This window comes from Cupriavidus sp. 10L45 (assembly GCF_056395225.1).
Genome location: NZ_JBFTJC010000001.1, coordinates 163,358 through 189,124, shown reverse-complemented (window position 1 = coordinate 189,124; position 25,767 = coordinate 163,358). Strand labels below are relative to the sequence as shown.

Sequence of the window (25,767 nt, the reverse complement as noted above, 5' to 3'; positions counted from 1 at the left end):
TTGCATCGCGCTGGTGTGTGGCGGATGTATCGGGCCGGGGACGGTTCTGTATGCCGATGTACGAACGCCCGGCGCCGACATGCGGCGATACAATGTCCGCCACGCCCGCACCGCTGCGGGCCGGCGCCCTCCCCCAACGTAGGTTTCCGACTGCTACCCCATGACCGTAGACAAGCCACTTCTTGACGCCTTCGCCCCGACCGGCGTGCTGCGTGCCTCGATCAACCTGGGCAATCCGATTCTTGCGCACCGCGCGGACGCTGGTGGCGCGGGTGGCGCGGGTGGCGTGTCCGTGGACCTGGCCGGCGCGCTGGCCGAGCGGCTGGGCGTGAAGCTCGAACTGGTGGTGGTGGAGACCGCCGGCAAGTCGGTCGATCTGGTGGCGAACGAGCAGGCCGATATCGGCTTCTTCGCCATCGATCCCAAGCGCGGCGCCAGCATCGCCTTCACGGAGCCCTACGTGCTGATCGAGGGCTACTACCTCGTGCACAACGACTCGCCGGTGCGCACCAACGCCGATGTCGATCACGCCGGCACCCGGGTGGTGGTCGGCAAGGGCAGCGCCTACGATCTGTTCCTGTCCCGCGAACTCCAGCATGCGGAGATCGTGCACGCGCCGTCGTCGCAGGAGGTGGTCCGCACCTTCCTCGAACAGGATCTCGACGTGGCCGCCGGGGTGCGCCAGCAACTGGAGGCGGATATCCGGGGCCTGCCCAACCTGCGCCTGCTGGACGAGCGCTTTATGGTGATCCGTCAGGCGATGGGCGTGCCGAAGTCTCGCGGCGACGCGGCGGCGGCCTTCCTGGCGGCGTTCGTCGAGGAGCGCAAGGCGTCCGGCGCGGTGGCGGCGGCGCTGCAAAAGCACCGCATCCAGGGCGCGACCGTGGCGCCGTTGGCGGCGGGCTAACCCATCGACGAGCCTCAGCGGCCGACGAAGGTCGGCTTGCGCTTCTCCGCGAAGGCCGTCGCCGCGTTCCGATAGTCCTCGCTCTGGTCGCTGCGGCGCGTGGCCTCCGCAATGGCGTCGCGCGCGGCATCGAGCTGGCCGGCGGCGATGGCGTTGAGCTGGAGCTTGATGCCGGCGATGGAGAGCGGCGCGTTGTCCATCATCGGACGGCCGAAGGCCATGGCGGCGGCGACCGGGTCGTCGTCGGCAGATAGCGCGTCCAGGAATCCGGCCTGATAGGCCTCTTCCGCCTGGACGAGGTCGCCGGAGAAGAGCCAGCGGCGGGCGGCACTGAGCCCGATCAGGTGCGTCAGCCGCACCAGCTGGATCGTCGGATACATCAACCCCAGCTTGGCGACCGGCACGCCGGCCCGCACGCTGCCATCCCCCACGCGGAAGTCGCAGCACATGGCCAGGCTCAGGCCGCCGCCCACGCACGCGCCTTGCACGGCGGCGATGACGGGGACCGGGCAGTCCTGCACGGCGGCGTACGCCTGCTGGATCACCGCGCGGTAGGCGTCCGCGGCCACCGGATCGGACAGCACGCTGCGGAACGCGAGGATGTCGTCCCCGGCGCAGAAGTGGCCGCCGGCCCCGGTCAGCACCACCAGTTGCAGCGCGCCCCGCTCGGCGGCGAACGCGCGGAAGCGGTCGCGCAGGTCGGTCCAGGCGGCGAGGTCACAGGCGTTGCGCCGATGGGGGCGGTTGATCGTCACGATGGCCACGCGGCCGTCGTCGCGGAACTCGGTCACGATCTCCGAGGGTTGGGTGTTCGATGCGTTCATGGCGGAATTCATGTCCAAAGTGGCGGGCCCCCCCGGGGGCGCCCCGTTCCTATTCCTATTCCTATTCCTATTCCTATTGTGCGGCGATGCGGGTTTCCTGGATCACGCGCGCCCATTTGGCGACTTCGCCCTTGAGCCGGTGATCGGCATCATCGGCGCTGCCCAGCACCACGTCGATGCCCTGGGCGGCGAAGCGCGCCTTGACGTCGGGCATCTGCAGGATCTTCTGCAACTCGGCGTTGAGCCGCGTGACGATGGGCTTGGGCGTGCCCTGACGGACCAGCACGCCGTAGGTGGACGGCACCACGAAGTCCTTGAGCCCCGCCTCGGCCACCGTCGGCACGTCCGGCAGCGCGCCGATGCGCTGCGGCGTGGCCACCGCCAGCGCCCGCACCTTGCCGCTCTTGATGGCGGACAGCGCCGTGGGCCCGGTGGCGAACATGATCTGGATCTGGCCGCCCAGCAGGTCCGCCACGGCCGGCGCGGCACCCTTGTACGGCACGTGCAGCAGTTCCAGGCCGGCCTGGCGGCGGAACATCTCGCCGGCTACGTGCTCGATCGAACCATTGCCGGACGACCCGAAGGCCAGCGTGTTGGGCTTGGCCTGGGCCAGCCGGATCAGGTCCTGCACGCTGTTGGCCGGGAGGTCATGGCTCACCAGCAGCACGATCGGCAGGTTGCCGACAATCGCCACCGGCGTGAAGTCGCCGGTGAGGTTGTAGCCGTTGGCCTTCTGCAGCAGGGCGGCGTTGATCGAATAGGAGGTCAGCGCGGCCATCAGCACCGTGTAGCCGTCCGGCGCGGACCGGGCGACGAACTGCGCGCCAATGTTGCCGGAGAACCCGGGCTTGTTGTCCACCACCACGGGACGGCCCAGGCTCTCGGCAAGCTTCTGGCCCAACAGGCGCCCCACCACGTCGACGGCACCGCCGGCGGGATAGGGAACGACCAGGTTGACCGGTTTTTCGGGGTACTTTTCCTGCGCGATGGCCGGCGCGGCCATGAAGGCCACAGCACAGGCCGCCGCACAGGCCAGGAGGATGTGGGTGGCCAGCGTGGCGACGCGTGCCGGGGTACTGCGACCAGACTTTGACAGCATGGAAAGACTCCACTGAGACGAAAGGACGCACCGGCCGGGAAACCTCGCCCGACCGGGGGGGGCATGCCCAAGGGGGCATCAGGGCATCAGCCGCGGGCCTTGCCGACGCGATAGCCGCTCTGTTCGAGGTCCCAGACGCCCGCCACATCGCGGGACAGCAGCTTCTTCTGGATGCGCTGCGTGGGCGTTTTCGGGAATTCGTCGATAAAGGCCACGTAGCGCGGCACCTGGAAGTACGGCATGCGCGACTCGGACCACTGGATCAGCGCGAGCGGGTCGAGCGTCCCGCCGCCCTCCTGCCGCACGCGGATGAAGATCTTGAGTTCGTCCTCGCCCAGGTCGCTCGGCACGCCGACCAGCGCGCACTCCTCCACCAGCGGGTGCTCGGCGATCACCCGCTCCACCTCCCACGCGGAAATATTGATGCCCCGCCGCCGGACGGTGTCCTTCTTGCGGCCGGCGAAGGTCAGGAAGCCGTCCGCATCGCGCCGCGCCAGATCGCCCGTGCAGAACCACTCGCCACGCATGGCCGAGGCCTCGGCCTCGGGGTTGCGGAAGTAGCCCAGGAAGGCCAGCCCCGGCGCGTTGGCGCGCACGACGATTTCGCCGGGCTCGCCCACCGGCACGGTACGCCCGTCATCGTCGGTCAGGTCCACGTCGAAGTAGCCGAGCGGCTTGCCGATGGAGCCCGCCGGGCCCGCCGGATTGACCGTAACGAAGGTGATCATCTCGCTCAGGCCGTAGCCCTCGCGCATCTCCACGCCAAAGCGCTCGGAGAACGCCTTCCACAGCTCCGGCGGGCACCCGCCGCCCCACGCCACGCGCACCTTGTGCTCCCGGTCGTTATCGCGCGGCGGCTGCTTGAGCAGCATCGGCACCACGCTGCCGAGATAGTGGATGTGGGTCACGCCATGGCGCCGCACCTGATCCCAGAACTGCGAGGCGCTGAATCGATCGACCATGGCCAGCGTGGTGCGCTCGATCAGCGCGGAGATCAGCACAGCCACCCCGGCGCCGTGGTGCAGCGACTCCCACAGCAGGAAGACGTCGCCGGCCTGCGCGCCGGTCAGCCGCAGGATGCCCATCGGGCCCGCGCGCAGCGTGCGGTCGGACTTCAGCACGCCCTTCGGGGCGCCGGTGGTGCCGGAGCTGGGGGTCAGCGCCAGGATGTCGTCCGGCTGGGTGACGTGGGCCGGCGGCGTTTCCGGGCACGCCGCGAAGGTGGCGAAGTCGTCCCGGCCCTGCCCTGCCCCGCGCCACAGCACCGACATCGACGGCCGGTCCTGCCGGATGGGCGAGAGCGCCTCGGCATAGTCCGCGTCGGCCAGCACCGCGGCCGGCTCGAACTGCTCGAACAGGTGCGACAGGGCGGCGCCGTGCAGATGCACGTTCACCGAGACCCGCACCAGCCCCAGCCGCGCCAGCGCCAGGATGGCGACGATATGGTCCGGGTGGCTCGGCAGCATCAGCGCCACGCGGTCCCCCGGCTGGAGGCCGGCTGCGGCGAGGCCGTTGGCCACCTGGTTCACGCGCCGGTCGAGGGCGGCAATCGTCAGCACCTCGTCGTGGAAGCGGCAGTAGATGTCGTCAGGCGTTTCCCGCGCGCGGCGGGCAAGCAGCGCGGAAATGGTTTCCGAGGCGACCGGGGGAATATCGATGTGAGTTTCCGAAGACATGGGAGATGGCAGGACAGCGTTGATCTGATCGACAGGAAGGACTCGGGCGGCTCAGGCGGCGGTGGCGCGGCGGCGTTCGCGCTCGGCGAAGAACGCTTCCATCATGCGCGCCGGTTCGCCCGAGGCATAGGATTCGCGGTGGATGCGGATACCGGCCTCGATGGCATCGCGGAAGCCGGCTTCGGTCATTTCCTGCAGGCGGGCCTTGTCGAGCTTCATGGCCACCGGCGGCTTGCCGGCCAGCGACTCGGCGATCTCCATGGCGCGGGCGTGCACCGCCTCGCGCGGCACCAGATAGTGGATCAGGCCGATGGCGTGGCACTCCTGCGCGTCCATCATGCGGCCGGTCAGCGTCAGCTCGATGGTGCGCGACAGGCCGAGCATCTCGCGCATGATCCACGGTCCCGTGACGCTGGCGATGCCGGCGTTGATCTCGGGCTGGCCCATCTGCACTTCCGGGTGGCCGACGCGGATGTCGCCCAGCAACGCCACCTGGAACGCCGAGCCGGCGGCGGTGCCGTTCAGGGCCATCACCAGCGGCTTGGGCAGGCTGCGCAGCGTGTCGTAGAAGGTTTCCCATTCACGCAGCCAGACTTCGGCGCGGTCGGCGTCGAAGTCATGCGCCTCTTCGAGATCCTGGCCGGCGGAGAAAGCCCGCTCGCCGGCACCGGTCATGACGATGGCGCCCACAGCGGGGTCCTTGGCGAAGGCGCCCAGCGCCGCCAGGATCTCGCCGCGCATGGCGGTGTGCCAGGCGTTGAGGCGCTCCGGGCGATTGAGGGTGATCACGCCGATGGCGCCGATGCGTTCTGCCTTGATGTCTCGGTACATAGTTATCGCATAGAAATAGTAAGTTAGTGAATCGAAATATAAAGACATCGCGGCGGCGGTGCAACCGGTTTTCGACTAAGGGTTTACCCGCGTCTATTTGGCGCAAACGGGTGAAAGTGGGCGTGCCGCGTCGCTACGGCATGCAAAAGGAGGACCACGTCGGGGGCGAAGCTGGCGCGCAGTCACCGGGGGGCGGTGACTGCGTGGGGGTATGACAGGGGAAGGGGTAAGGCGGGCGAGGAGGCGGGAGAACTCAGGCGCGGCTGGAGATGGCGCGGCCGGCGGCAATCAGCAGCGACGCGACGCGCTGCTCGTCTTCCGCGCCCTTCCAGCGGGCCCGCGACACCGCGACATTGATCGCGCCGCGCGGCCGGCCATCGGACCCGACGATCACCACGGCGGTGGCAATATCGCCGATATACATCTCGTCTTCGGTATGGGCGTAGCCGTTGCGCCGGATGGTTTCCAGCCGCTTCAGGATGGCGTCCGGCGCGAAGATGGTGTGCTGCGTGTACGGCACGAGATCGGACTTGGCCAGGATCTCCCGCACTTCGTCATCGGGCAGCGCGCTGAGGATGGCGAGGCCGGACGAGGTGCAATAGGCTGGCAGCCGCGTGCCGACGATGACATCGGGCGTCAGCACGTGGCGGCTGACAAAACGCTGCACGAACACGATTTCCGTGCCGTCGAGCAGCGTCAGGTTGACCGTCTCCTCGGTTTCCAGCGACAGGTGCTGGAGGAACGGCGTGGCCAGCCCAACCAGCTCGTTGGCGGCGATGAACTGGTAGCCGAAGTCGAGCATGCGCGGCGACAGCGAATAGGTTTTCGCCGCCGCGTCGCGCCGCAGCAGGTTGAGGTGGGTCAGCGTATGGGTGAAGCGCTGCGCCGCGCTCATGTCCAGCTCGGCCAGCGCCGCGATCTGGGTCAGCGACAGTTCGCGCCGGCGTGCATCGAACACGCTCAGCACGCGCAGGGCCTTCTCCACGGAATTGACGAAGAGCGACGACTCGTCGCCCGCGCTGTCTCCCTTCTTGGCCCCTTCGGCAGCGGCGGGCGCGCTGGGCGTGGCTTCCGCGCTGCGCTTCGTCCGGGTTCGCTTGGTGGTGGGCTCGTTCGTTGGCATTCGAGGATAATCGTTAGCGGATTGCAATACATCATTATTGCATTGTCCGGTAACGATCCCACCCGCCCACCCGCCCACCCGCCGCCTCACCCCCCGAACAGCTTCGCGGGCACCGTCACCAGGGCCGGGAACACCACCATCAAAAACATGATGGCGAACTCGGCGATCATGAACGGCACCACGCCCCGGGTGACCTCGTCCATCTTCATGCGCCCCACGCCGGCCACCACGTTCAGCACCGTGCCGACGGGCGGGGTGACCAGTCCGATCGAGTTGTTGATGATGAACATCACGCCGAAGTAGACCGGGTCGATGCCGGCCGCCTTGATCACGGGCATCAGCACCGGGGTCAGGATCAGGATGGTCGGCGTCATGTCCATGGCCGTGCCGACGATCATCACCAGCACCATGATCGCCGCCATCAGCAGGATCTTGTTGCCCATGAAGGGCTGGAGCAGGTCCACCACCTTGGACGGCAGGTCCGCCACGGTGATCAGCCAGGCGCTGACCATGGCCGCCGCGATCAGGAACATGACCACGGCGCTGGTCTTGGCCGCCGTGACGAAGATCTGGCGCAACTGGGCGAAGCTCAGCTCGCGGTAGACCACCATCGACACGAACAGCGCATACGCCGCCGCCACCACGGCGGCTTCCGTGGGCGTGAACACGCCCATGCGCAGCCCGACCAGGATGATGACCGGCAGCATCAGCGCCCACAGCGCATGGCGGAACGCCGCCAGGATCTCCGCGCGCGACTTGCGCGGCGGCGGCTCCAGGTGCTCGCGCCGTGCCAGCCAGGCCCAGGTGAGCCAGAGCGCCACGCCGATCAGCAAACCCGGCACGATGGCGGCGAGGAACAGCTTCGAGATCGACACATTGGCGGCCACGCCGAAGATCACCAGCCCGATGCTCGGCGGAATGACCGGGCCGATGACGCCCGTGGCGGCAATCAGCCCGCCCGCCGTTTCCTTCTTGTGGCCGGCGCTGACCATCATCGGCAGCAGCAGCGCGGTCAGCGCGGCGGCGTCCGCCACGGCCGAGCCGGAGAGTGCCGAGAGCAGGCAGCCGGCCATGATCGTGACGTAGCCCAGCCCGCCCTTGATATGGCCGACCAGCGCCAGCGCCAGATCGACAATCCGGCGCGACAGCCCGCCCACGTTCATGATCTCGCCGGCCAGCATGAAGAACGGCACCGCCAGCAGCGGGAAGCTGTCGGCGCCGCCGATCACGTTCTGCGCCAGGATCTGGGCGTCGAACATGTCCAGATGCCACATCAGGGCCACGCCGCTGGCCAGCAGGGCGAAGGCAATCGGCATGCCGATCAGCATGGCGCCCAGCAGCGAGCCGATAAAGACGGTGATGGTCATGCGCGCCTCCCGGTGCTGCCGAGGTCCGCGGCGTCCGCCGCGTCCGCCTGGTCGAGAATCTGCTTCATCCGCACCGCTTCCTCGGATTCCTGCACCATGACCAGCTCGTCCTCGGTGAGCCTGCCGGACAGCAGGCGCCAGAGATCGAGCGCGATGATGACGGCCGCGAGCACCGAAAACACGATGCCGGCCGCGTAGACAATCGCCATCGGGGCGCCGGTCACCGGGGCCGTCACGTCGAGATTGATGACTGCCTGGTCCCAGCTACCCTTGCACAGCAGCACCACGATGTAGAGCATCAGCACCTGGCTGACCACCAGGCACACCTTCTTGCCCCAGGCGGGCAGCTTGCCGACCAGCATGTCCACCCCCAGGTGCCCCCGTTCCTTGAGCGCGATGACCGCCCCCAGGAAGGTGAGCCAGATGAACATCCAGCGCGACACCTCCTCCGACACCGTAATGCCCGAGTTGAAGCCGTAGCGCAGCACCACGTTGCCGAACACCAGCACCACCATCACCGCGAGCAGCAGCGCGATGCCGGCCTCCAGCACGCGGCAGATTCCATCGATCAAGCGACCCATGATGATCCGCGCCGCCTAGGACTTGGCGTCGGAGACCAGCCCGACCAGCGCGCGCAGCCCCGCCAGGTAGGAATGCACGCCCAGGCCCTGGATAGTGCCCTTCACTGCCGGCGAGATGATCGAATGCGCGCGCCAGGTTTCCCGGGCCGCGATATTCGACATGTGGATTTCCAGCGAGGGAAACGGCATGGCCTTGATCGCATCGTGCAGCGGCACGCCGTGCTGGGTCAGGCCGGCGGGGTTGATGAGGGCGCCCTGGGCGGCGTCGATGTGCGCGTGCAGGAAATCGATCAGCGCACCTTCATGGTTGGACTGGATCGTGGCCAGTTCCACGCCCAGTTCGGCGGCCAGCGCCGCCAGGCGTTCGTTGATCTGATCGAGCGTGGTGGTGCCGTAGATATGCGGCTCCCGGCGGCCGAACAGGTTCAGGTTCGGGCCGTGCAGAACGAGGATTTTCATGATGTATTGGGGGCGTCGGAGGTGGCGGGGCGGCGGGCTTACTTGCGCAGGCGCCGGATCTCGTCGTTGTAGAGCTTCACGGTGGCCGGGTCGTAGCTGGCCATGAAATGGTCGGTGACCGGCTTGACCACCTGCTGCATGCGCGCACGTTCCGCCGGCGTCACATCGTTGTACTGGATGCCCTTGGCGCGCAGCTCGCCCACGGCCTTCTGCGCGGCGGCGCGGCTCACCTGGCGCTGGTAGACGCGCGCTTCGTCCGCGGCCTCGTTCATGATCTTCTGCTCGGCCGGCGAGAGCTTGTCCCAGAACTTCTTGCTGACGAGCACGATGTTGGCGGCGTACACGTGGTTGGTGGCGCTCACGTACTTCTGCACTTCATAGAACTTGTTCGAAAGAATCACCGCGAAGGGGTTCTCCTGGCCATCCACCGCCTTGGATTCCAGCGCGCCATACAGCTCGGCGAACGGCATCGGCACCGGGTTGGCCTTGAACGCCTTGAAGGTGTCGAGAAACACCGGGTTCGGGATCACGCGGATCTTCAGGCCCTCGAAGTCCTCCGGCCGGGCAATCGGTCGCTTGGAATTGGTGACGTTGCGGAAGCCCAGATCCCAGAAGCCCAGCGCCACCAGCCCTTTCTCGGGCAGCCGGGCGATCAGCGCCTTGCCGAGCGGGCCGTCCAGCAGCGCGTCCGCCTGCTCGAAGCTGCCCACCGAGAACGGCAGGTCGATCAGGCCGAACTCCTTGACGATGCCCGCCAGCGAGGTGGACGCCGGGGCCGACATCTCCTGCACCCCGCCCTGCAGGGCCGATTGCTGCTGCATCTCGTTGCCGAGCTGCGAGGCCGGGAATTCCTTCACCTTCAGCTTGCCGCCGCTCTTGGCGGCCAGCAGCTCCCCGAACTTCTTCACGCCGAAGCTGACCGGATGGTCGGGATTGTTCAGATGGCCGAAGCGGATGGTGCGCTCCTGGATGTCCTGCGCCATGGCCGTGGCGGCGATGGTGCCCAGCGCGGCGGCCAGCGCCAGCCGAAGAATGGTTTTCCTCATGCCTTGTCTCCTCGATGTCTTTTTTCTGGGCGGGTGGTGGCCAAGTATCGGTACCAATATTGGGGCCGATCCGGATGGCTCCCCCGCAGTGAGTGGAATACTATTCCACATGGAATCAGTTTCCACTTGGGGTTAGTATCTAGCCCACCCTCATCGCCCTAACACCACCTCTATCGATATGGCCGGAGTACTCGAACGCGCACTTGCCGTGATGGAACACCTCGCCACGCAGCCGGAAGGCGTGCCGCTGGCATCCATCGCGCAGGAACTGGAGATCCCGCAGAGCGCGGCGCATCGCCTGCTGAACGAACTGGTGCGCTGCGGCTATGTGCGCCAGCTCCGCGACCATGGCGACTACGCGCTGACCGCCCGCGTGGCGTCCATCGGCCTGAGCTACCTGAGTGCCACGGGTATCGTCGACATCGCCCAGCCGCTGGTGGACCGGCTGGCGCAGATTTCGGGGGAACTGGTGCGGCTGGCCATCGTGGATGGCGAGCACCTGACGTGGGTGGCCAAGGCGCAGGGCGCCCGGCATGGTTTGCGCTACGACCCGGACATGGGCATGGACGCCCGGCTGTCTTGCAGCGCGTCCGGCCACGCCTGGATGCTGACGATGAGCGACGAGCGCGCCATCGAGCTGGTCACGCGGCAGGGCTTCGGCTCGCCTGAGGAATATGGTCCGAACGCGCCGACCACCATCGGCGCGCTGCTGACGATGCTGCACGAGAACCGCGCGCGCGGCTTTGCGATGATCAACGAGGTGTTCGCGCCCGGCATGACGGCGATGGCCGCGCCGGTCAAGCGCAAGGAGCGCGATCCGATTGGCGTGCTGAGCATCGCCGGACCGGCCGTGCGGCTGACCGAGGCGCGCATGACCGCGCTGGGCCCCGACCTGCTGGCCGCCGCCGACGAACTCGCGCTGGCCAGCCTGGCCTCGCCGATGTTTCGCACACGCTTTCCGCTACAGGGCCGCAACAACGAGGACAACTCGGCCGCCGCCTGACCTTCAGGGGCGCCGTTCCTTCAAGCCTCCATGCCGCGCAGGCACAGGCTCATCAGCCCCATGCGCCCGCGCACGCCAAGCTTGGTGAAGACCCGGGCGACATGCGCCTGCGTGGTGGATGCCGTCAAGCCGAGCCGTCCGGCGATCTGGTTCTCGGAAGCTGCCGTCAGCAGCAACATCAGCACCTGCTGCTCGCAGGGCTCCAATACATTCAGCAAGGCGGCGGGAATCAGGTGGTCGCAGGTGGGCTGCCGCAAGGCGGTGACGTCGTGCGCCACGCCGAAGCGCAGTTGATGCGTCTCCAGCCAGCGGGCGGACCATGAGAAGTGAACGTCACTACCGTCGCGGTGCTGGTAGCGGTTCTCGAATCCGGTGCGCCGATTCCCGGCCATCACCGTGCCCGCTTCCCGGAGCGTCCGGTCGCGGTCATGCGGCGCTACCAGTTCGATCATGGTCTGGCCGATGATGGCGGCCTGGGACAGGCCCAGGCTATCCGCGCACCGGGCGTTGGCGTAGCGGATCTTCCCAGCCTTGTCGACCAGGAACACCGTGTCTGGCAAGCTGTCCGCCAGCGTCAGGATCGCGTCTTCCGCCAAGCGTTCAATCATGTGTACCGATCCCCGGGGCCGCGACAAAGCCATCGCGACAATGTGGCCGATCATGCCAGAGGATCGGCGTTCACTCCAGCGGCACTGGCCCTACGTCTCGTCCTTCAACGCGTGCACGATGTTGTCGCGCAGCGCGATGACCTCCTTCTGCAGCTTGGCGAAGGCCGGCGGCGTCAGCCCGCATGCCGACATCAAGTCGGTGCTGGCCGCCTTCTCGCGCACGCGTCGACCGCTCTTCGTCAGGCTCACGCGCACCTGCCGCTCGTTCTCCGGGTCGCGCTTGCGTTCGACGTGGCCCATCGCTTCCAGCTTCTTGAGGATGGGTGTCAGCGTGTTCGACTCCAGGAAAAGCTTTTCGCCGAGGCCGCTGACGGTCTGGCCGTCCGCCTCCGACAGCGCCACCAGGGTGACGTACTGGGTGTAGGTGAGCCCGAGCTTGTCCAGCACGGGCCGGTAAAGCTTGCCGAAGGCAAGGTTCGTCGAGTAGACCGCGAAGCACAGGAAGTCCGACAGCGGGGTATCCGCGGCGCTTGTCTCATCAATGGGTTTCATCTGCTTCCTCGTCGTGATGGGCCGATGGCAAAGAATACATCGTATGCGACGCAATCGTAAGCGCTGAGCGCCTTCCTCGGCCCACCGCCACGCCGCCCGCCGGGTTTCTTCACGCGCGCCGTACAAACGCCTTGACTTGCCCGGTCCCGTGAACCATTATGCAACGCATGCGATTACATCGCATGCGATTTGTTAAACCACACTAGATTCAGAGAGACCCTCACACATCATGACCAAGATCGAAAAAGTACTGTTCACCGGCAAGACCCACACCACCGGCAGCAAGGGTGGCCCCCGCCATCACGGCAACGTCGACCTCCATCTCACCACGCCGGGCAACGACACGGCGCCGACCTATGCCTATGAAGCGGTGCAGTCCCACCCGACGGCCGAACAGCTCTTCGCGGGCGCATGGTCGGCCTGTTATATCGCTGCCCTGGGCCTCGCGGCCAAGGAACTGAAGGTGGCGGTGCCGGCCGATCTGTCGGTCGAGATCGAGGTGGATCTGGGCATGGCTGGCGCGGACTACTTCCTGCAGGGCCGCATCCACGTCAACCTGCCCGGCGTGGCGCAAGAGGCGGCCGAAGCCGTGGCGCACCGCGCCGATGCCATCTGCCCGTACTCGAAGGCCACGCGCGGCAATATCGACGTCACGCTGACCGTCGCGACGGCGTAATGGGGGATAAGGGGGATAAGGGGGGTCATGGCGCAACCGCTTCCGCGTTGCGCCATGCCTGCACGAAGGCACGCAGGGTCGTCGCGGAGGCATCGCTGACGGCCCAGTACTGCATGCCGCCTGCCGCCCAGCGCTGTAGCTGGTAGCCCTGCTGCACGGCTTCGCCGCTGCCGCCCGGCCCACGCTGCGCGTCTGGCAGCACGAACACGTCGATCGGATGCCCATCGCGCCGATAGACCAGCACGGCCACCCGGTGGCCATCCACATAGTCGAGCCGGCCGCCCAGCAGCGGGAACCCGGCGCTCGCCAGGTCGCGGACCTCCGGCGCGTAGTCGACACGGCCGTTGAACCACGGCTTCACCACATGCATATTGGACGACGCCACATCGATGGCGTGGTTCGAAATCAGACCGCGCACGTGGCTCGTCACCACGGCGTCGGCCATGCCTTCCGCCGGAGACTGCCGCATGGCGTGCTGCTGGAGGCCCAGGCCGACGGCGAACACCGTGACGCCCGCCATGGCCGCGTTGATGGCGGGCGACCACGTGAACCAGCGGCGCCAGCCTTCCGACGAGGGGGGCGAGGGCGACGCGTCGGCGTCCGGCGCGATGGCCGCGTCGCCGGGCAGCGCAGCCACGATGCGCGCGCGCAAGTCGGCGGACGCGCGGTGATAGTGCGCGCCGTGGCGCGTCGCCGCGCGCAGCGCCTGGAGATTGCGCAGGCAGGCCACGCACTGGTCGCAGTCTTCGAGATGTCGTTCCAGCCGCACACTGTCAGCCGCGCCGACTTCCCCGTCGGCGCAGGCCTGCAGGAGCAACTGCGCGTCATGGCAATCCATGTTTCGTATCTCCGGGGGGATGAGCGGGTGGCACGTCCGCAAGGTCCTGGCGCTCCGCCGGCGCGGCGGCAACCGGCACCTCGCCACGCAGCGCCGTGACGGTGGCGGCCAGCATGCGCCGGCCCCGCGCCAGCCGGGACATCACCGTGCCGACCGGTATCTGCGCGATGCGGGCGATATCGCGGTAGTGCAGTTCCTCCAATTCACGCAGGACGATGACTTCGCGGAAGACCACCGGCAGCCGCGCCAGCGCCGCATGGACCAGCCGCACATCCTCCTCGCGCATCAGCCATTGCTCCGGGTCCGTGGCGGCGCCATGCCAGTCCGGCAGCGCGGTGTCCATCTCGCCTTCCTCATAGTCCGTTTCCGCCGCGCCCCGGCGCTTCTCGCAGGTCGTGAACCACGTATTGCGGACGATAGCCAGCAGCCAGGGCCGCGGCTGGTCGCCCCGAAAGCTGCCGAACAGCCGGAACGCGCGCAGGAACGCCTCCTGCACCACGTCCTCCGCATCGCCCGTGTTGCCGCACAGCCACCGGGCGAGGTTGTAGGCGGCGTCCAGGTGCGGCAGCACGAGGGCGTCGAAGCGGCGGCGCGTGGCAGGGGCGTCCACGTCAGTCCTCGGTCCGGACGGAGCGGTCGGGCAATCCAGTCACATCGGGGCAGTCGAGCGAATCGAGCGAATCAGACGAAGCGGGTGGATGGCGCAAGGCGGTCTCCTGTATACCGGCGCTGCACCGATTCTATTCCCGCGCGCCGGCGCCGGGAATATTTGGCGGCCCCCGCCGGTATGACAGGGGTGGGGCGTGCGATGGCCATGCCCGCGACACCGACGGAGGCAATCATGGACGGAACATGGCGGCGGCGGGACATCCTGCGCCTGGCAGGCGCGGCCGGGGGCGCCGTCTTTGCATCGGCGCTGCCGGGCTGGGCGGCGGGGCGGGACGAGGAATTCGTGTTCGTGCAGCTATCGGACGCGCATTGGGGGTTCGAAGGGGCGCCGAATCCCGACGCGCGCGGGACGCTGGCCAAGGCGGTGGCGGCCGTCAATGCGCTGCCAACGCCACCCGACTTCATCATGTTCACCGGCGACCTGACCCACACCACCGACGACCCGAACGAGCGCCGGCGCCGCATGCGGGAGTTCCGCGACCTGATCGCGCCGCTGCGCGCGGGCAAGGTGTGGCTGATGCCGGGCGAGCACGACGCGAGCCTCGACGCCGGGGCCGCCTATCGCGAGCTGTTCGGTCCCACGCACTACACGTTCGATCACAAGGGGGTGCACTTCATCGTGCTGGACAACGTGTCGGACCCGGCCGGCCAGGTCGGCGAGACCCAGCGCGCGTGGCTGGCGGACGACCTGCGCAAGCAGTCGCGCGAGGCACGCATCGTGGTCTTCACGCATCGGCCCCTGTTCGATCTCTATCCGCAGTGGGACTGGGCCACGCGCGACGGCGAGGCCGTGGTGGCCCAGCTCATGCCGTACCGGCACGTCACCGTGTTCTACGGGCATATCCATCAGGAACACCACCACATGACCGGGCATATCGCCCATCACGCGGCGCGCTCGCTGATGTTTCCGCTGCCGCCGGCCGGCTCGCAGCCCAAGCGCGCGCCGGTGGCGTGGGATCCGGCCCAGCCCTATCGCGGGCTCGGCTGGCGCACGGTCAAGGCCACGCGCGCGCCGGATGCGTTCGGCCTGACCGAGCAACCGGTACAGCGCGATGCCTGAGGCGATGACCACCTCCCCGGCAAGCGGCCGCCGCACGGTATTGGGATGGATGCTGGCCGGCGCGCTGGCGGGGATGATCACGCGCGGGGACGCGGCGCCCCCGCGTGTGATTCCGGTCCGGGCGCGCCGCTTCGTCTTCCTGCCCGACCGGATCGCCCTCAAGGCCGGCGAGACCGTGATCCTGGCGCTGACGGCCGAAGACATCATGATGGGCTTCGGCGCCCCGGACTTCCACGTCCGCGCCGACCTGCCGCCCGGCCGCACGGTGCAGGTCACCCTGACCGCCGGCAAACCCGGCACCTACCGCTTCCTGTGCGACATCTTCTGCGGCACCGGGCACGAGGACATGGGAGGGACGATCGAGGTGACGTAGGGGGAGCGCTTACTCCCGGTGAATCGCCAGCGGCCCGAACGACTGGGTGACCGGCATCACTTCCACGAAGTTGATGTTGACGCGCGCGGGCAGCGTGGCGGCCCAGAAGACGGTTTCGGCGATGTCGTCCGGCGTCAGGGCGTCCGCGCCTTCGTAGACCTTCTCCACGCGAGCCTGATCGCCGCTGAATCGCACCGACGAGAACTCGGTGCCGCCCACCAGACCCGGCGCCACGTCGGTCACGCGCACGCGGGTGCCTTGCAGGTCGGCGCGCAGGTTCAGCGAGAACTGGCGCACGAAGGCCTTGGTCGCGCCGTAGGCGTTGCCGCCCGGATAGGCGTAGGCGCCGGCCGTGGAGCCGATGTTGATCACGTGGCCACGGTTGCGCGACACCATGCCGGGCAGCACGGCGCGCGTCATATACATCAGGCCCTTCACGTTGGTGTCGACCATCGTGTCCCAGTTGTCCAGGTCAGCCTTCTGCGCCGGCTCCAGGCCCAGTGCCAGGCCGGCGTTGTTGACCAGCAGGTCGATCTCGGCGAACTCGGGCGGCAGCGCGGCCACGGCGGCGGCCACGGCTTCGCGGTCGCGGACATCGAGGATCAACGGCAGCACCTTGTCGCGGCCCAGCGCGTCGGCCAGCTCGGCCAGGCGGTCCGCGCGGCGTCCGGCGGCAATCACGCGATGGCCCGCCGTGGCGAAGCGTCGGGCAATGGCGGCGCCGAATCCTGAGGTGGCGCCGGTAACGAAAACGATCATCTTGCTCTCCAAACTGGGACGGGTTCGGGCACCGATACTACACCGGATCCCCGCGGGTTTCCCCCACTGCTGGGCGCGGGGCGCGGTGCGACAATCCAGCCGTGTCGCCGAGCTGGCGTCGTGGCGATGCCTCGATTGCAGTACCACCCCAGGGAGAACAACATGCACCGCCTTGCCACGCTTGCCGCCATTACCGCCGCCTTTGGCTGCGGCTACCTTGCCGCCCCGACGGCGCTGCCGCCGGCCCACGCGCAAACCCCGCCCGCCGCGCTGGCGCCGCAGATCATCAACCTGGCGGCGATGACCCCGGACGACATCGGGCCGCAAGTCCCCAACATGGGCACGCTGCGCACGAAGGGACTGGTGGCCACGCCACACGGGACCCTGGCCGTGCAGGCCGGCAATGTGCCGAAGCACTATCACACCAGCGCCGACGAGATCCAGTACATCATCGCCGGCAAGGGCACGCTCTGGCTGGGCAATGAGCAGCGCGAGATCGGCCCGGGCGACCTGATCGTGATTCCGAAGGGCACCGCGCACGCGGGATCGATCGCCACCAGCGGGGAATTCAAGGCGCTGGCCATCAAGCTGCCGCCGCAGGCCGCCGGGGATACGCACCTGCTGCCCTGATCCCCAGCGGCTGGTCGACCTAGACCGGCAGCCCCTTGGCCCGCAGCGCCGCGTCGAAGCGCTCGGGGTCCGAGGTGCCGGACGCGTTCTCCGCGCGGATCTTCGCTTCCTTGGCCAGATGGGCGCGGCAGCGTTCGAGCACCTGGGCAGCCTCGGCGGCCGGCACGGCAATCACGCCGTCCGCATCGCCGACGATCAGGTCACCCGGCAGCACGGCCAGCCCGGCGCAGGACACCGGCACGTTGATCTCGCCCGGACCATCCTTGCTGGGCCCCCGGTGGGTGTGGCCCCGGGCGAAGATCGGCATGCCGTCTTCGGCCCACTCGCACAAGTCCCGGACGGCACCGTCGATAACCAGCCCCCCGAGCTGCTTCGTGACGCACGTGGTGCGCATCAGGCCGCCGACCAGGGCCTGGGTGACATCGCCGCCGCCGTCGATGACCAGCACATCGCCGGGCTGCACCATCATCAGCGCCTTGTGGATCATCAGGTTGTCGCCGGGGCGCACGCGCACCGTCACCGCCGGGCCGCACAGCACAGTCTCCAGCCGGCGATGGTATTGGCGCAGGCCAAGCGTGCCGATGTTGCGGCTCATGGCGTCGCCGATGGCGGCGACGGGCATCTCGCGGAACGCAGCAACGATGCTGGCGGACGGGCCATCCGCACGGGGGTTGATGCGGTAGCCGGCAGGCCACTGCACGGGTGCTGGGGATTCGGACAGGCTCACGGGAGACTCCAGGAACAGGAAGGTAGAAAGGGGATCAGGCAAGGACCTGGGGATTGACGCACGCGGCACGGTCCACCGGGCTGCCATCCAGCCAGCCGAGCACGTTCTGTGCGGCGGCGCTCGCCATCGCGGCCAGTGCCGCCGGCGTCGATCCGCCGACATGCGGCGTCAGCACGACGTTCTTCAGCTCGGCCAGCGGGCTCCCGGCGGGCAAGGGTTCGACCGCCATGGTGTCGAGCCCGGCCGCAAACAGGCGGCCGTCCTGCAGCGCGGCCACCAGCGCGGTTTCATCCACCACTTCGCCGCGCGCCGTATTGATCAGGATAGCGCCCTTCGGCAGTTGGTCGAACGCGGCGTCGTCCAGCATGTTGCGCGTGTGGCGGTTAAGCGGGACGTGGAGGCTCAGCACGTGCGCCTGCGGCAGCAGGTCGGCCATCGACGGGAGCAACGCCACCCCATCGACGGGACTTTGACGGCCGGCCAGCGCCGGGTCGAAGGCCACCACCTGCATGCCCAGCGCCAGGCAGACCTTCGCCACGCGCTGGCCGACCTGGCCGAACCCGACCAGCCCGATGGTCTTGCCGAGCAGCTCCACGCCGTCCTGCGCGCGCGACCAGCGCCCGCTGTGCAGTTCGGCATCCATCCAGCCGATGCGCCGGGCCGCCGCGAACATCAGGCCCAGCGTCATCTCGGCGACCGACTGGGCGTTGGCGCCGGGCGTGACGTAGACCGGAATGCCGCGCGCGGTGGCCGCTTCCACATCGATATTGCTGACCCCCACGCCATGCTTCGAGATGACCTTGAGCGTGGGGCAGGCGGCGATGGCCTGCGCGGACAGCGTCACCGTGCGTGAGATGACGGCATCGACGGGCTCGGCGGCCATGATGCGCTCCACTTCCCCGGCATCGCCGGACGCGGACAGGTACAGCACGCGCGCGCCGGCGCGGGTCAGCAGGTCCACCCCGGCGGGGGCGAGCTTGGGAGCGGTGACGAGAATGGTGTGCATGGGTTTCAATCGAGCTTGATATTGGCTTCGCGGATCAACGCGCCCCACTTCTGGTGCTCGGCGCGGAGGTAGTCGCCAAACTGCTGGGGCGTGCTGCCCATCGGCGTACTGCCCTCGGCGGCGAGCTTGTCCTGCACCTCCTGGGTCTTGAGCGCCTTGCGCACTTCCGCGTTGATGCGGTCCACCACGGCCGGCGGCGTGCCGGCCGGCGCCACGAGGCCGGTCCAGGTGATGGCGTCGAAGCCGGGGTAGCCGGACTCCGCCACGGTCGGCACGCCGGCCAGTTGCGGCACGTTGCGCAGGCGCTGGGCGGAACTCACGGCCAGCGCGCGGACCTTCTGGTTCGTCAGTTGGGGCATCGCGGCGGCGGTATTGGCGAAGTTGAACTCCACCTGATTGCCGAGCAGATCCATCATGGCCGGGCTGGCGCCCTTGTACGGCACGTTGAGCATGCGGAAGCCCGCCTGCCGCTCCAGCAGTTCGCCGGCAAGGTGGGACACGGTGCCATTGCCGGGCGTGCCCATCCGCAGCGCCTCGGGCTTGGCCTTGGCGGCGGCCACGACGTCCTTCAGGGTCTTGAAGGGCGAGCTGGCGTTGACGAGCAGCACCACTGGCTGCGACGCCACCGTGGAGATCGGCGCGAAGTCTTTCAGGGGATCGAACGGCATCTTCGGGTACAGCGCCGGGTTGATCGCCAGATTCGCGGTCTGGCCGAGGCCGATCGTGTAGCCGTCCGCCGGCGCCTTGGCCACCGCGTCCATGCCGACATTGCCGCCCGCGCCGGGCCGGTTCTCGATCACCACGGTCCAGTGGGCCTGGGTGGCCATCTTCTCGGCGATCAGCCGCGCGACCGCATCCGTGCCGCCGCCGGGCGGAAACGGCACCACGAGCCGGATCGGCTTGGCGGGCCAGGTGTCGGCGGCGCTCGCGGCACCGCTGCAGACAGCCAGCACGGCGGCGGCGGCCAGAAGGCGAAGGTTCAGCATCGTGTCTCCTTTCGTTATGGGCGCATTCTTGCCGTGCAGAAACATTCCGTCTATTTGATAATGTTCATGTTTTCATTCCCCGGAGTTATCGATGGACATCCAGCTCAGGGACCTGCGGTACTTCGAGGTCGTGGCCGAACTCGGTCACATCGGACAGGCAGCCGAAAAGCTGGGCCGCACCCAGCCGGCCCTGACCAAGGCGGTGCAACGCCTGGAGGCGGCGTTCGGCAGTGAACTGTTCGAGCGCAAGGGGCGCGGCATCCGGCTGACGCCCGTGGGCGAGGTCCTGCTGGCGCGGGCCCGCATGCTGCGGGGCGCGACGGACGAGGCGCTGCGGGAAGTCGGCGATTTTGCGAAGGGCAACGCCGGGCACGTGCGGATCGGCAGCGGCCCGATCGCCGCCGAGCATGTCTTGCCCGAGATTTGCAGCCTGCTGCTGGAGGAGGCGCCGGCAACCACCATCGACATCACGGTGGCGCCCAGCCTGGTACTACGCGAGCGCCTGAAGGAAGGCACGCTCGACCTGCTGATCGGATTGATGCCGGAGCATGACGACGCGCTCGTCAGTCATGCGATCGTCGAAGACGTGGTGGTGGTGGCCGCCAGCCGGACGCATCCGGTGTTCCAGCTACCGCGCGTGACGCTCAAATCCCTGCTGGCCTGGCGCTGGGTCTTGCCTGCCGCGTCGATACCGAGCCGGCAATGGCTGGACGCGGCCTTCCAGTCGCACGACCTGCCCCGGCCCGCCACCCAGATCGACGCGAATTCCATCCCGCTGCTGCCCCGGCTGATCGCCAAGACCGAACTCCTGAGCTTCCTCTCCCGGCATACGCTGCACGAGCACAGGCACACCCTGCGCGAAGTGCCGCTGAAGGAAGCCACGCTGCGCCGCAGCCTGGGCGTGACGTACCGGCGGCAAGGCTACCTGTCGCCCGCTGCACTACGGCTGATGGCGCTACTGCAGGAACGCGGCGAGGCACTGTTCCGCGCCGCGCCGGGGGATGCGGCCAAGCCGTAAGCAAATTGTATCCATGACAATTATTTGATTGTCCTGATGCAGCGGACTACGATGCCTCATCCTCCCAGCCCGGCTCCGGGCGTCGGGTGGCATCGCAAGGACGCGCATCACCATGGAACTGAACACCACCACCATTCTCGTCACCTTCGCCGGGGTTTTCCTGATCTGCTTCATGAAGGGGGCCTTCGGGGGCGGCTTTGCCATCGTCGGCATTCCGCTGCTGTCGCTGGTGATGGACCCGGTGACGGCGGGCGGACTGCTCGCCCCGCTGTTTATCGCGATGGACCTGTTCGGCCTGCGCTACTGGAAGCCCTCCACGTGGTCGAAACCTGACCTCCGGCTGCTGGTACCGGGGCTGGTGGTCGGCATTGGGGTCGGCTACGGGCTGTTCCGGGTGCTGGATCACCGTGCGATCGCCATCGTGATGGCCGCCGTCACGCTGGCCTTCGTGGGCATGTGGTTCCTGCGTGGCGGCGATGTCGTGGTACAGCCGCGCTCCTCGCGCAAGGCCGTGGCCGCTGGCGTGACCTCGGGCATCACCACCATGGTCGCGCACTCCGGCGGGCCGCCGCTGGCGATGTACCTGTTGCCGCTCGGCCTGAGCAAGCAGGTCTATGCCGGCACGACCAGCATGTTCTTCACGGTCGGCAACATCATGAAGGCGGCGCCGTGGCTGTTCCTGGCCAGGCCGGTGGGCGCCGTCTGGACCTTGATGGCGATCTGCCTGCTGGCGATACCTTCCGGCGTCTGGCTCGGCTGGCGCCTGCATGCCCGGCTGGACCAGCGCCAGATGTACCGGGCCTGCTATGGGTTGCTGGTGGTGACCGCGATGAAGCTGCTGTGGGATGGCGCGTCCGGCTACCTGCTCTGACGCTCACCAGGACTGGTCGGCCACCACGCGCGCCACGGTTTCCAGCGCCTGCCTGAGCGTTGGCAGGCTGACGGAGCCGAGCGCGAGCCGGATGGCGTGGGGCACCTGCGCTGACGTGGCGAACGGATGGGCCGTCGATACGGCGATGCCCGCCTGCATCAGCGCCATCGCGATGGCATCCGCGCGCACTTCGGGGGGCAGCGGCAGCCAGACGAAGTACGACGCGGGATGGCTGACCCGCTCCAGTCCGCCGAGCACTTCCGTGGCCAGGCGCTGGCGCAGCGCGGCATCCCGGCGTTTGTCGGCTTCGAGCCGGGCCACGGTGCCGTCTTCGATCCAGCCGCAGGCGATGGCCGTCAGGGTGGCTGGCGTATTCCAGGTGGTGGCGCGGATGGCCCGTTCGAGCTGGGGCACCCATTCGCGCGGCGCACTGACGAAACCGATGCGCAGCCCGGTGGCGACACTCTTCGACAAACTCGACACATAGACGGTAGCTTCCGGCGCCAGCGCGGCCAGCGGCGCGGGGGCCCCTTCGACGAGGAAGGCGTAGGCCGCATCCTCGATCAGCATCAGCCCATGCCGCCGGGCGATGGCGACCAGTTCGCGGCGTCGCGTGGCACTCATCACCCAGCCGAGCGGATTGTGCAGCGTCGGCATGGCGTACACGGCACGCACGCGCCGGCGGCGGCAGAGCGCCTCCAGGGCGTCGAGGTCGGGCCCGTGAGCGGTGACGGGAATCGGGACGAGTTCCAGCCGGCCAGTTTCGGCGGCGAGCTTGAAGCCCGGGTAGGTCAGGGCATCCACGGCCACCACGTCGCCGGGCTCCAGCAAGGCCATGGCGGTGAGCGTCAGCGCGTGTTGCGCGCCGCTCGTGAGCAAGACGGTTTCCGGGGTGGCCGGCACGCCGCGCCGGCCCAGATGGAGCGCCACGGTCGCGCGCTCGTGCTCGCGGCCGCCGTGGGGCTGGCAGCGCAGCAGCGCCTCAAGGTCGCCGGCGGCGGCCAGCTGGCGCAGCGCTGCCCGCAGCAGATCTGCCTGGCCCGGCAACGCCGGATTGTTGAAGCTCAGGTCGACCGTATCGGCGATCCAGGCAAGCAGATCCACGCCCTGCCCGCGCGGCAACGCCTCCTTGACGAAGGTGCCGCGACCGGCCTCCCCGCTTACCAGCCCCATCGATTGCAGTTCGGCGTAGACGCGCGTGGCCGTGACCAGCGCCAGCCCTTCACGCGCCGCGAGGTCGCGGTGCGTGGGCAGCCGCGTGCCGGGACGCAGCCGGCCCGCGCGGATATCGTCGGCAAGCCGGTCGACCAGTTGCTTGTAGCGGGGCTGGGGCATGACAGCGCGTGTCCATGACAATCATCGGAATGTCCCGATTATCCCCCCTGTGACTCACCGCCCGCCGGTGACATCGAGGAAGGTGCCGGTGCTGTAGGACGCGTCGGCGCTGGCCAGCCACAGGATCGCGCGGGCGACCTCTTCCGGCTGGCCGCCCCGGCCCATCGGGATCGAGTCCTTGACGCGATCCACCCGTCCCGGCTCGCCGCCGCTGGCGTGCATGTCGGTGTAGATGTGCCCGGGGCGGATGCAGTTGACGCGAATGCCCTCCCGCGCGACTTCCTTGGCGAAGCCGGTGGTGAAGGTCTCCAGGGCGCCCTTCGACGCCGCGTAGTCGACATATTCGTTCGGACTGCCGAGCCGGGCCGCGCCCGACGAGATATTGATGATCACGCCGCCCCGCCCGTTGTGACGATGGGACATGCGCCGGGCCGCCTGCTGGGCGCAGAGCATGGGGCCGATGGCGTTGACGGCGAAGATGCGCTGCATCCGCGCGAAATCGAGATCCTCCAGCCGGGACTGCCGCGCGAGGATGGCGGCGTTGTTCACCAGCACGTCGATCCGGCCGAACGTCTGGTCGATGGCGGCGAATAGCTGGGCGACCTGCTCGGGGTCCGCGCTATCCGCGCGCACGGCCAGCGCCCGGCGGCCCAGCGCTTCCACATCGGCCACCACGGCCAGCGCGGCGGATTCGTTGGCGACGTAGCTGATCGCCACGTCGTAGCCCTGTGCGGCGGCCAGGCGCGCGGTGGCCGCGCCCACGCCACGGCTGCCCCCCGTAATCAGAATCAGCGGTGCCTGCGGAACGGTGTTCATCATCTGCGCATCTCGATGTGATAGTGGATTAACAATTATGAGGGGCTGTCAAAGCCCCAGGCAAACCGCGCCGGCTGCGACGACGATGCAGGCGAGCCAGCGCGTGCCGCTGACCGACTCCCGCAGGAAGACCCGCCCAATCAGGACCGCGAACACCACGCTGGTCTCGCGCAACGCCGAGACCGCGCCCATCGCGCCTGATTGCAGCGCCCAGATCACGATGCCATAGGCGGCAATCGACACCAGCCCGCCGACCAGCGACGAACCGACCGCCAGCGGCTCGGACCGTACCGGCGCCCACAGCGGCGCCAGCCCCCGCACCGCGACGAACAGGATCGGCATCAGCCAGTAGAACAGGAACATCCACGCGGTGTAGCTGAGCGCCTGCCCGCCGGACAACCTGACGCCGATGCCGTCGATCACGGTGTAGAGCGCAATCATCGCCCCGGTGGTCAGCGCGGCCAAGGCACCCGCGCGGGACGCGCGGTGCCCCTGCAGCGCGATCACGATGATGCCGCCCGAGACCATGGCGATGCCGAGCGCCCGCAAGGGGCCGATCGCCTCGTCGGCGAAGAGCGCCGCGCCAAGCGTGACCAGCAGCGGCGAGGAGCCCCGCGCGATGGGGTAGGCCAGCGCCAGGTCGTTGCGGCGATAGGACCGCACCAGGCTCACGTTGTAGACGATATGCACGAGCCCCGACGCGACGATGTACGGCCAGGCGGCGCTGGCCGGCAAGGGGTTGCGCAGGACGACGAGCGTGGCGACGGCCGCGATGGCGATGCTCATCCACGTCATCGACAGGAACCGGTCGCGGTTGCCGTGCAGCATGGCGTTCCAGCTCGCGTGGAGCACGGCGGCGAGGAGCACGATACCGCCGGTATAGCTGAGCATTGGGGTGGGAGGGGAGCAGGAAATGCCCAAGAATATCTATCTTGAAGCGGCACGACAAACCAGATAAATTGCCACATCGCGTTAGAAAATCTATTGCCATGAAACGGGTATTGCCGCCGCTCAATGCCTTGCGGGCCTTCGAGGCCGCGGGCCGGCTGGGCAGCTTCAAGGAAGCCGCCGCCGCGCTGCACGTCACGCATGGGGCGGTGAGCCAGCAGGTGCGCCTGCTCGAGGAGTGGCTCGGCGCCGCGCTGTTCGAGCGGCATAACCGCCGCGTGACGCTGACGCCGGCGGCGAAAGCCTATCTGGCGGAAATCGGCCCCTTGTTCGAACAGCTTGCGCAGGCTACCGCGCGCTACGGGGTGCCCGGGCCGGTCTCCCGGACCCTGTCCGTCAACGCGCCCGCGACCTTCACCCTGCGCTGGCTGGTGCCGAGACTGGCCAAATTCCGCGCCGAGCATCCCGATGTGGAGATCAAGGTGGAGACCTCGAACGGGCCACTGGAAAGCCTGAAGGACGACCACGACCTGATCATCCGAGGGGGTCCGGACACGTTCTACGGCTACGCGATGCGGCCTTTCCTGACCGAGGAGCGGCTGCCGGTTTGTAGCCCGGCGCTGTTGCAGCGCCAGCCGCTCGGGGTGCCGGGCGACTTGCGCCACCACACCCTGCTGCATACCTCGAGCCTGCCGCGCCTTTGGCCGGACTGGCTGGCGAGCGCGCAGATCCCCGGGCTGAGCCCGGCCGCCACGTTGACCTTCGATCACTTCTTCCTGACCCTGCAGGCAGCCATCGACGGCATCGGCATCGCCATGGGGCCGACGTCGCTGGTCTCCGACGACCTCGCCGCCGGGCGGCTGGTCGCCCCATTCGCCGGCCCGCGCCTGCCGTCGCGCAGCTATTGCGCCTACGTGCCGGACGAGAAACGGGGCGATGAACTGGTCGGGCTGTTCCAGTCATGGCTGGAACGGGAGGGGATGTGATTCTGCGGCGATGTGCTACGGACCCATACGGATCTGGTATACCATCGCCCGCT

The 25,767-nt window shown here is 68.3% G+C and carries 29 protein-coding genes; 9 read left to right on the top strand and 20 right to left on the bottom strand.

What is annotated here, in order from left to right:
* Positions 1 to 160: 160 nt before the first annotated feature.
* A complete protein-coding gene (locus AC1DFU_RS00915) occupies positions 161 to 907 on the top strand; it encodes a transporter substrate-binding domain-containing protein (RefSeq protein WP_092295663.1) in 747 nt (248 codons plus the stop codon).
* Positions 908 to 921: 14 nt separating this feature from the next.
* Here the strand turns inward: AC1DFU_RS00915 and AC1DFU_RS00910 are convergent, their stop codons facing one another.
* The 9 genes from AC1DFU_RS00910 to AC1DFU_RS00870 all read right to left on the bottom strand — a co-directional run bounded on the left by AC1DFU_RS00910 (position 922) and on the right by AC1DFU_RS00870 (position 9,913).
* On the bottom strand, positions 922 to 1,731 hold the full coding sequence (locus tag AC1DFU_RS00910; RefSeq protein ID WP_255370849.1) for an enoyl-CoA hydratase/isomerase family protein: 810 nt from the start codon (positions 1,729 to 1,731) through the stop codon (positions 922 to 924).
* A gap of 73 nt (positions 1,732 to 1,804) precedes the next feature.
* Positions 1,805 to 2,830, bottom strand: coding sequence for a tripartite tricarboxylate transporter substrate binding protein (locus AC1DFU_RS00905; protein WP_441592610.1), 1,026 nt, complete (start codon positions 2,828 to 2,830; stop codon positions 1,805 to 1,807).
* 86 nt (positions 2,831 to 2,916) lie between these two features.
* Complete coding sequence (locus AC1DFU_RS00900; protein WP_441592611.1) at positions 2,917 to 4,506, bottom strand: AMP-binding protein; 1,590 nt, start codon at positions 4,504 to 4,506, stop codon at positions 2,917 to 2,919.
* Positions 4,507 to 4,557: 51 nt separating this feature from the next.
* Positions 4,558 to 5,337 carry an enoyl-CoA hydratase/isomerase family protein gene (locus tag AC1DFU_RS00895; protein WP_092295675.1) on the bottom strand — a complete coding sequence of 260 codons (780 nt, stop codon included), beginning with the start codon at positions 5,335 to 5,337 and terminating at the stop codon, positions 4,558 to 4,560.
* A gap of 253 nt (positions 5,338 to 5,590) precedes the next feature.
* Positions 5,591 to 6,460, bottom strand: coding sequence for an IclR family transcriptional regulator (locus AC1DFU_RS00890; RefSeq protein WP_092295678.1), 870 nt, complete (start codon positions 6,458 to 6,460; stop codon positions 5,591 to 5,593).
* An 86-nt stretch (positions 6,461 to 6,546) separates the two neighbouring features.
* Positions 6,547 to 7,827: a TRAP transporter large permease subunit gene (locus AC1DFU_RS00885; RefSeq protein ID WP_092295681.1), complete on the bottom strand. Its 1,281-nt coding sequence runs from the start codon at positions 7,825 to 7,827 to the stop codon at positions 6,547 to 6,549.
* On the bottom strand, positions 7,824 to 8,408 hold the full coding sequence (locus tag AC1DFU_RS00880; protein ID WP_441592612.1) for a TRAP transporter small permease: 585 nt from the start codon (positions 8,406 to 8,408) through the stop codon (positions 7,824 to 7,826). The genes AC1DFU_RS00885 and AC1DFU_RS00880 overlap by 4 nt, the downstream gene beginning before the upstream one ends.
* A gap of 15 nt (positions 8,409 to 8,423) precedes the next feature.
* A complete protein-coding gene (locus AC1DFU_RS00875) occupies positions 8,424 to 8,867 on the bottom strand; it encodes a type II 3-dehydroquinate dehydratase (protein ID WP_092295687.1) in 444 nt (147 codons plus the stop codon).
* Positions 8,868 to 8,905: 38 nt separating this feature from the next.
* Entirely contained in the window at positions 8,906 to 9,913 is a 1,008-nt protein-coding gene (locus AC1DFU_RS00870; protein ID WP_092295690.1) for a TRAP transporter substrate-binding protein, read from the bottom strand.
* Positions 9,914 to 10,091: 178 nt separating this feature from the next.
* Here AC1DFU_RS00870 and AC1DFU_RS00865 point away from each other — a divergent pair, with 178 nt between their 5' ends.
* The gene (locus AC1DFU_RS00865) at positions 10,092 to 10,916 is read left to right on the top strand and encodes an IclR family transcriptional regulator (protein ID WP_092295693.1); all 825 of its coding nucleotides are present in this window, start codon (positions 10,092 to 10,094) and stop codon (positions 10,914 to 10,916) included.
* 20 nt (positions 10,917 to 10,936) lie between these two features.
* On the opposite strand, the gene AC1DFU_RS00860 is transcribed toward AC1DFU_RS00865, so the two are convergent.
* Together AC1DFU_RS00860 and AC1DFU_RS00855 are read right to left on the bottom strand one after the other, a co-directional pair.
* Complete coding sequence (locus tag AC1DFU_RS00860) at positions 10,937 to 11,524, bottom strand: PAS domain S-box protein (protein WP_177219940.1); 588 nt, start codon at positions 11,522 to 11,524, stop codon at positions 10,937 to 10,939.
* Positions 11,525 to 11,614: 90 nt separating this feature from the next.
* A complete protein-coding gene (locus AC1DFU_RS00855; protein ID WP_441592613.1) occupies positions 11,615 to 12,076 on the bottom strand; it encodes a MarR family winged helix-turn-helix transcriptional regulator in 462 nt (153 codons plus the stop codon).
* Between the two features lie 229 nt (positions 12,077 to 12,305).
* Here AC1DFU_RS00855 and AC1DFU_RS00850 point away from each other — a divergent pair, with 229 nt between their 5' ends.
* Positions 12,306 to 12,752 carry an Ohr family peroxiredoxin gene (locus tag AC1DFU_RS00850; protein ID WP_092295699.1) on the top strand — a complete coding sequence of 149 codons (447 nt, stop codon included), beginning with the start codon at positions 12,306 to 12,308 and terminating at the stop codon, positions 12,750 to 12,752.
* 25 nt (positions 12,753 to 12,777) lie between these two features.
* Here AC1DFU_RS00850 and AC1DFU_RS00845 read toward each other — a convergent pair whose 3' ends face one another.
* Both AC1DFU_RS00845 and AC1DFU_RS00840 read right to left on the bottom strand, forming a co-directional pair.
* Complete coding sequence (locus AC1DFU_RS00845) at positions 12,778 to 13,590, bottom strand: anti-sigma factor family protein (protein ID WP_441592614.1); 813 nt, start codon at positions 13,588 to 13,590, stop codon at positions 12,778 to 12,780.
* Complete coding sequence (locus AC1DFU_RS00840; protein WP_441592615.1) at positions 13,577 to 14,200, bottom strand: RNA polymerase sigma factor; 624 nt, start codon at positions 14,198 to 14,200, stop codon at positions 13,577 to 13,579. Before AC1DFU_RS00840 ends, AC1DFU_RS00845 begins: the two co-directional genes overlap by 14 nt.
* A gap of 231 nt (positions 14,201 to 14,431) precedes the next feature.
* Between AC1DFU_RS00840 and AC1DFU_RS00835 the strand changes: the two genes are divergently transcribed.
* Positions 14,432 to 15,319 (top strand): metallophosphoesterase family protein, encoded by an 888-nt coding sequence (locus AC1DFU_RS00835; protein WP_092295708.1) that lies wholly within the window; start codon positions 14,432 to 14,434, stop codon positions 15,317 to 15,319.
* A 4-nt stretch (positions 15,320 to 15,323) separates the two neighbouring features.
* The gene (locus AC1DFU_RS00830) at positions 15,324 to 15,692 is read left to right on the top strand and encodes a cupredoxin domain-containing protein (protein ID WP_092295711.1); all 369 of its coding nucleotides are present in this window, start codon (positions 15,324 to 15,326) and stop codon (positions 15,690 to 15,692) included.
* Between the two features lie 9 nt (positions 15,693 to 15,701).
* Here the strand turns inward: AC1DFU_RS00830 and ydfG are convergent, their stop codons facing one another.
* Positions 15,702 to 16,451 (bottom strand): bifunctional NADP-dependent 3-hydroxy acid dehydrogenase/3-hydroxypropionate dehydrogenase YdfG, encoded by a 750-nt coding sequence (gene ydfG / locus AC1DFU_RS00825; protein ID WP_092295714.1) that lies wholly within the window; start codon positions 16,449 to 16,451, stop codon positions 15,702 to 15,704.
* A gap of 162 nt (positions 16,452 to 16,613) precedes the next feature.
* On the opposite strand from ydfG, the gene AC1DFU_RS00820 reads away from it, so the two are divergent.
* Positions 16,614 to 17,081 carry a cupin domain-containing protein gene (locus tag AC1DFU_RS00820; protein WP_092295717.1) on the top strand — a complete coding sequence of 156 codons (468 nt, stop codon included), beginning with the start codon at positions 16,614 to 16,616 and terminating at the stop codon, positions 17,079 to 17,081.
* Positions 17,082 to 17,100: 19 nt separating this feature from the next.
* Here AC1DFU_RS00820 and AC1DFU_RS00815 read toward each other — a convergent pair whose 3' ends face one another.
* The 3 genes from AC1DFU_RS00815 to AC1DFU_RS00805 are packed head-to-tail and all read right to left on the bottom strand — an operon-like array spanning position 17,101 to position 19,800.
* Positions 17,101 to 17,802, bottom strand: coding sequence for an RraA family protein (locus AC1DFU_RS00815; protein ID WP_255370865.1), 702 nt, complete (start codon positions 17,800 to 17,802; stop codon positions 17,101 to 17,103).
* 40 nt (positions 17,803 to 17,842) lie between these two features.
* A complete protein-coding gene (locus tag AC1DFU_RS00810) occupies positions 17,843 to 18,814 on the bottom strand; it encodes a hydroxyacid dehydrogenase (protein ID WP_441592616.1) in 972 nt (323 codons plus the stop codon).
* Positions 18,815 to 18,819: 5 nt separating this feature from the next.
* Positions 18,820 to 19,800, bottom strand: coding sequence for a Bug family tripartite tricarboxylate transporter substrate binding protein (locus tag AC1DFU_RS00805; RefSeq protein ID WP_441592617.1), 981 nt, complete (start codon positions 19,798 to 19,800; stop codon positions 18,820 to 18,822).
* A 91-nt stretch (positions 19,801 to 19,891) separates the two neighbouring features.
* On the opposite strand from AC1DFU_RS00805, the gene AC1DFU_RS00800 reads away from it, so the two are divergent.
* Together AC1DFU_RS00800 and AC1DFU_RS00795 are read left to right on the top strand one after the other, a co-directional pair.
* Positions 19,892 to 20,818, top strand: a complete 927-nt coding sequence (locus AC1DFU_RS00800) for a LysR family transcriptional regulator (RefSeq protein WP_092295730.1) — start codon at positions 19,892 to 19,894, stop codon at positions 20,816 to 20,818.
* Between the two features lie 112 nt (positions 20,819 to 20,930).
* Positions 20,931 to 21,689, top strand: coding sequence for a sulfite exporter TauE/SafE family protein (locus AC1DFU_RS00795; protein WP_441592618.1), 759 nt, complete (start codon positions 20,931 to 20,933; stop codon positions 21,687 to 21,689).
* Between the two features lie 3 nt (positions 21,690 to 21,692).
* Here the strand turns inward: AC1DFU_RS00795 and AC1DFU_RS00790 are convergent, their stop codons facing one another.
* From AC1DFU_RS00790 to AC1DFU_RS00780, 3 genes are read right to left on the bottom strand one after another with little or no spacing between them, the layout of a single operon-like run.
* A complete protein-coding gene (locus AC1DFU_RS00790) occupies positions 21,693 to 23,024 on the bottom strand; it encodes an aminotransferase-like domain-containing protein (protein WP_441592619.1) in 1,332 nt (443 codons plus the stop codon).
* Between the two features lie 54 nt (positions 23,025 to 23,078).
* Complete coding sequence (locus AC1DFU_RS00785; protein ID WP_441592680.1) at positions 23,079 to 23,840, bottom strand: SDR family oxidoreductase; 762 nt, start codon at positions 23,838 to 23,840, stop codon at positions 23,079 to 23,081.
* A gap of 48 nt (positions 23,841 to 23,888) precedes the next feature.
* Complete coding sequence (locus AC1DFU_RS00780; RefSeq protein ID WP_441592620.1) at positions 23,889 to 24,731, bottom strand: EamA family transporter; 843 nt, start codon at positions 24,729 to 24,731, stop codon at positions 23,889 to 23,891.
* Between the two features lie 98 nt (positions 24,732 to 24,829).
* On the opposite strand from AC1DFU_RS00780, the gene gcvA reads away from it, so the two are divergent.
* Positions 24,830 to 25,714, top strand: coding sequence for a transcriptional regulator GcvA (gene gcvA, locus AC1DFU_RS00775; protein ID WP_441592621.1), 885 nt, complete (start codon positions 24,830 to 24,832; stop codon positions 25,712 to 25,714).
* Positions 25,715 to 25,767: the final 53 nt, after the last annotated feature.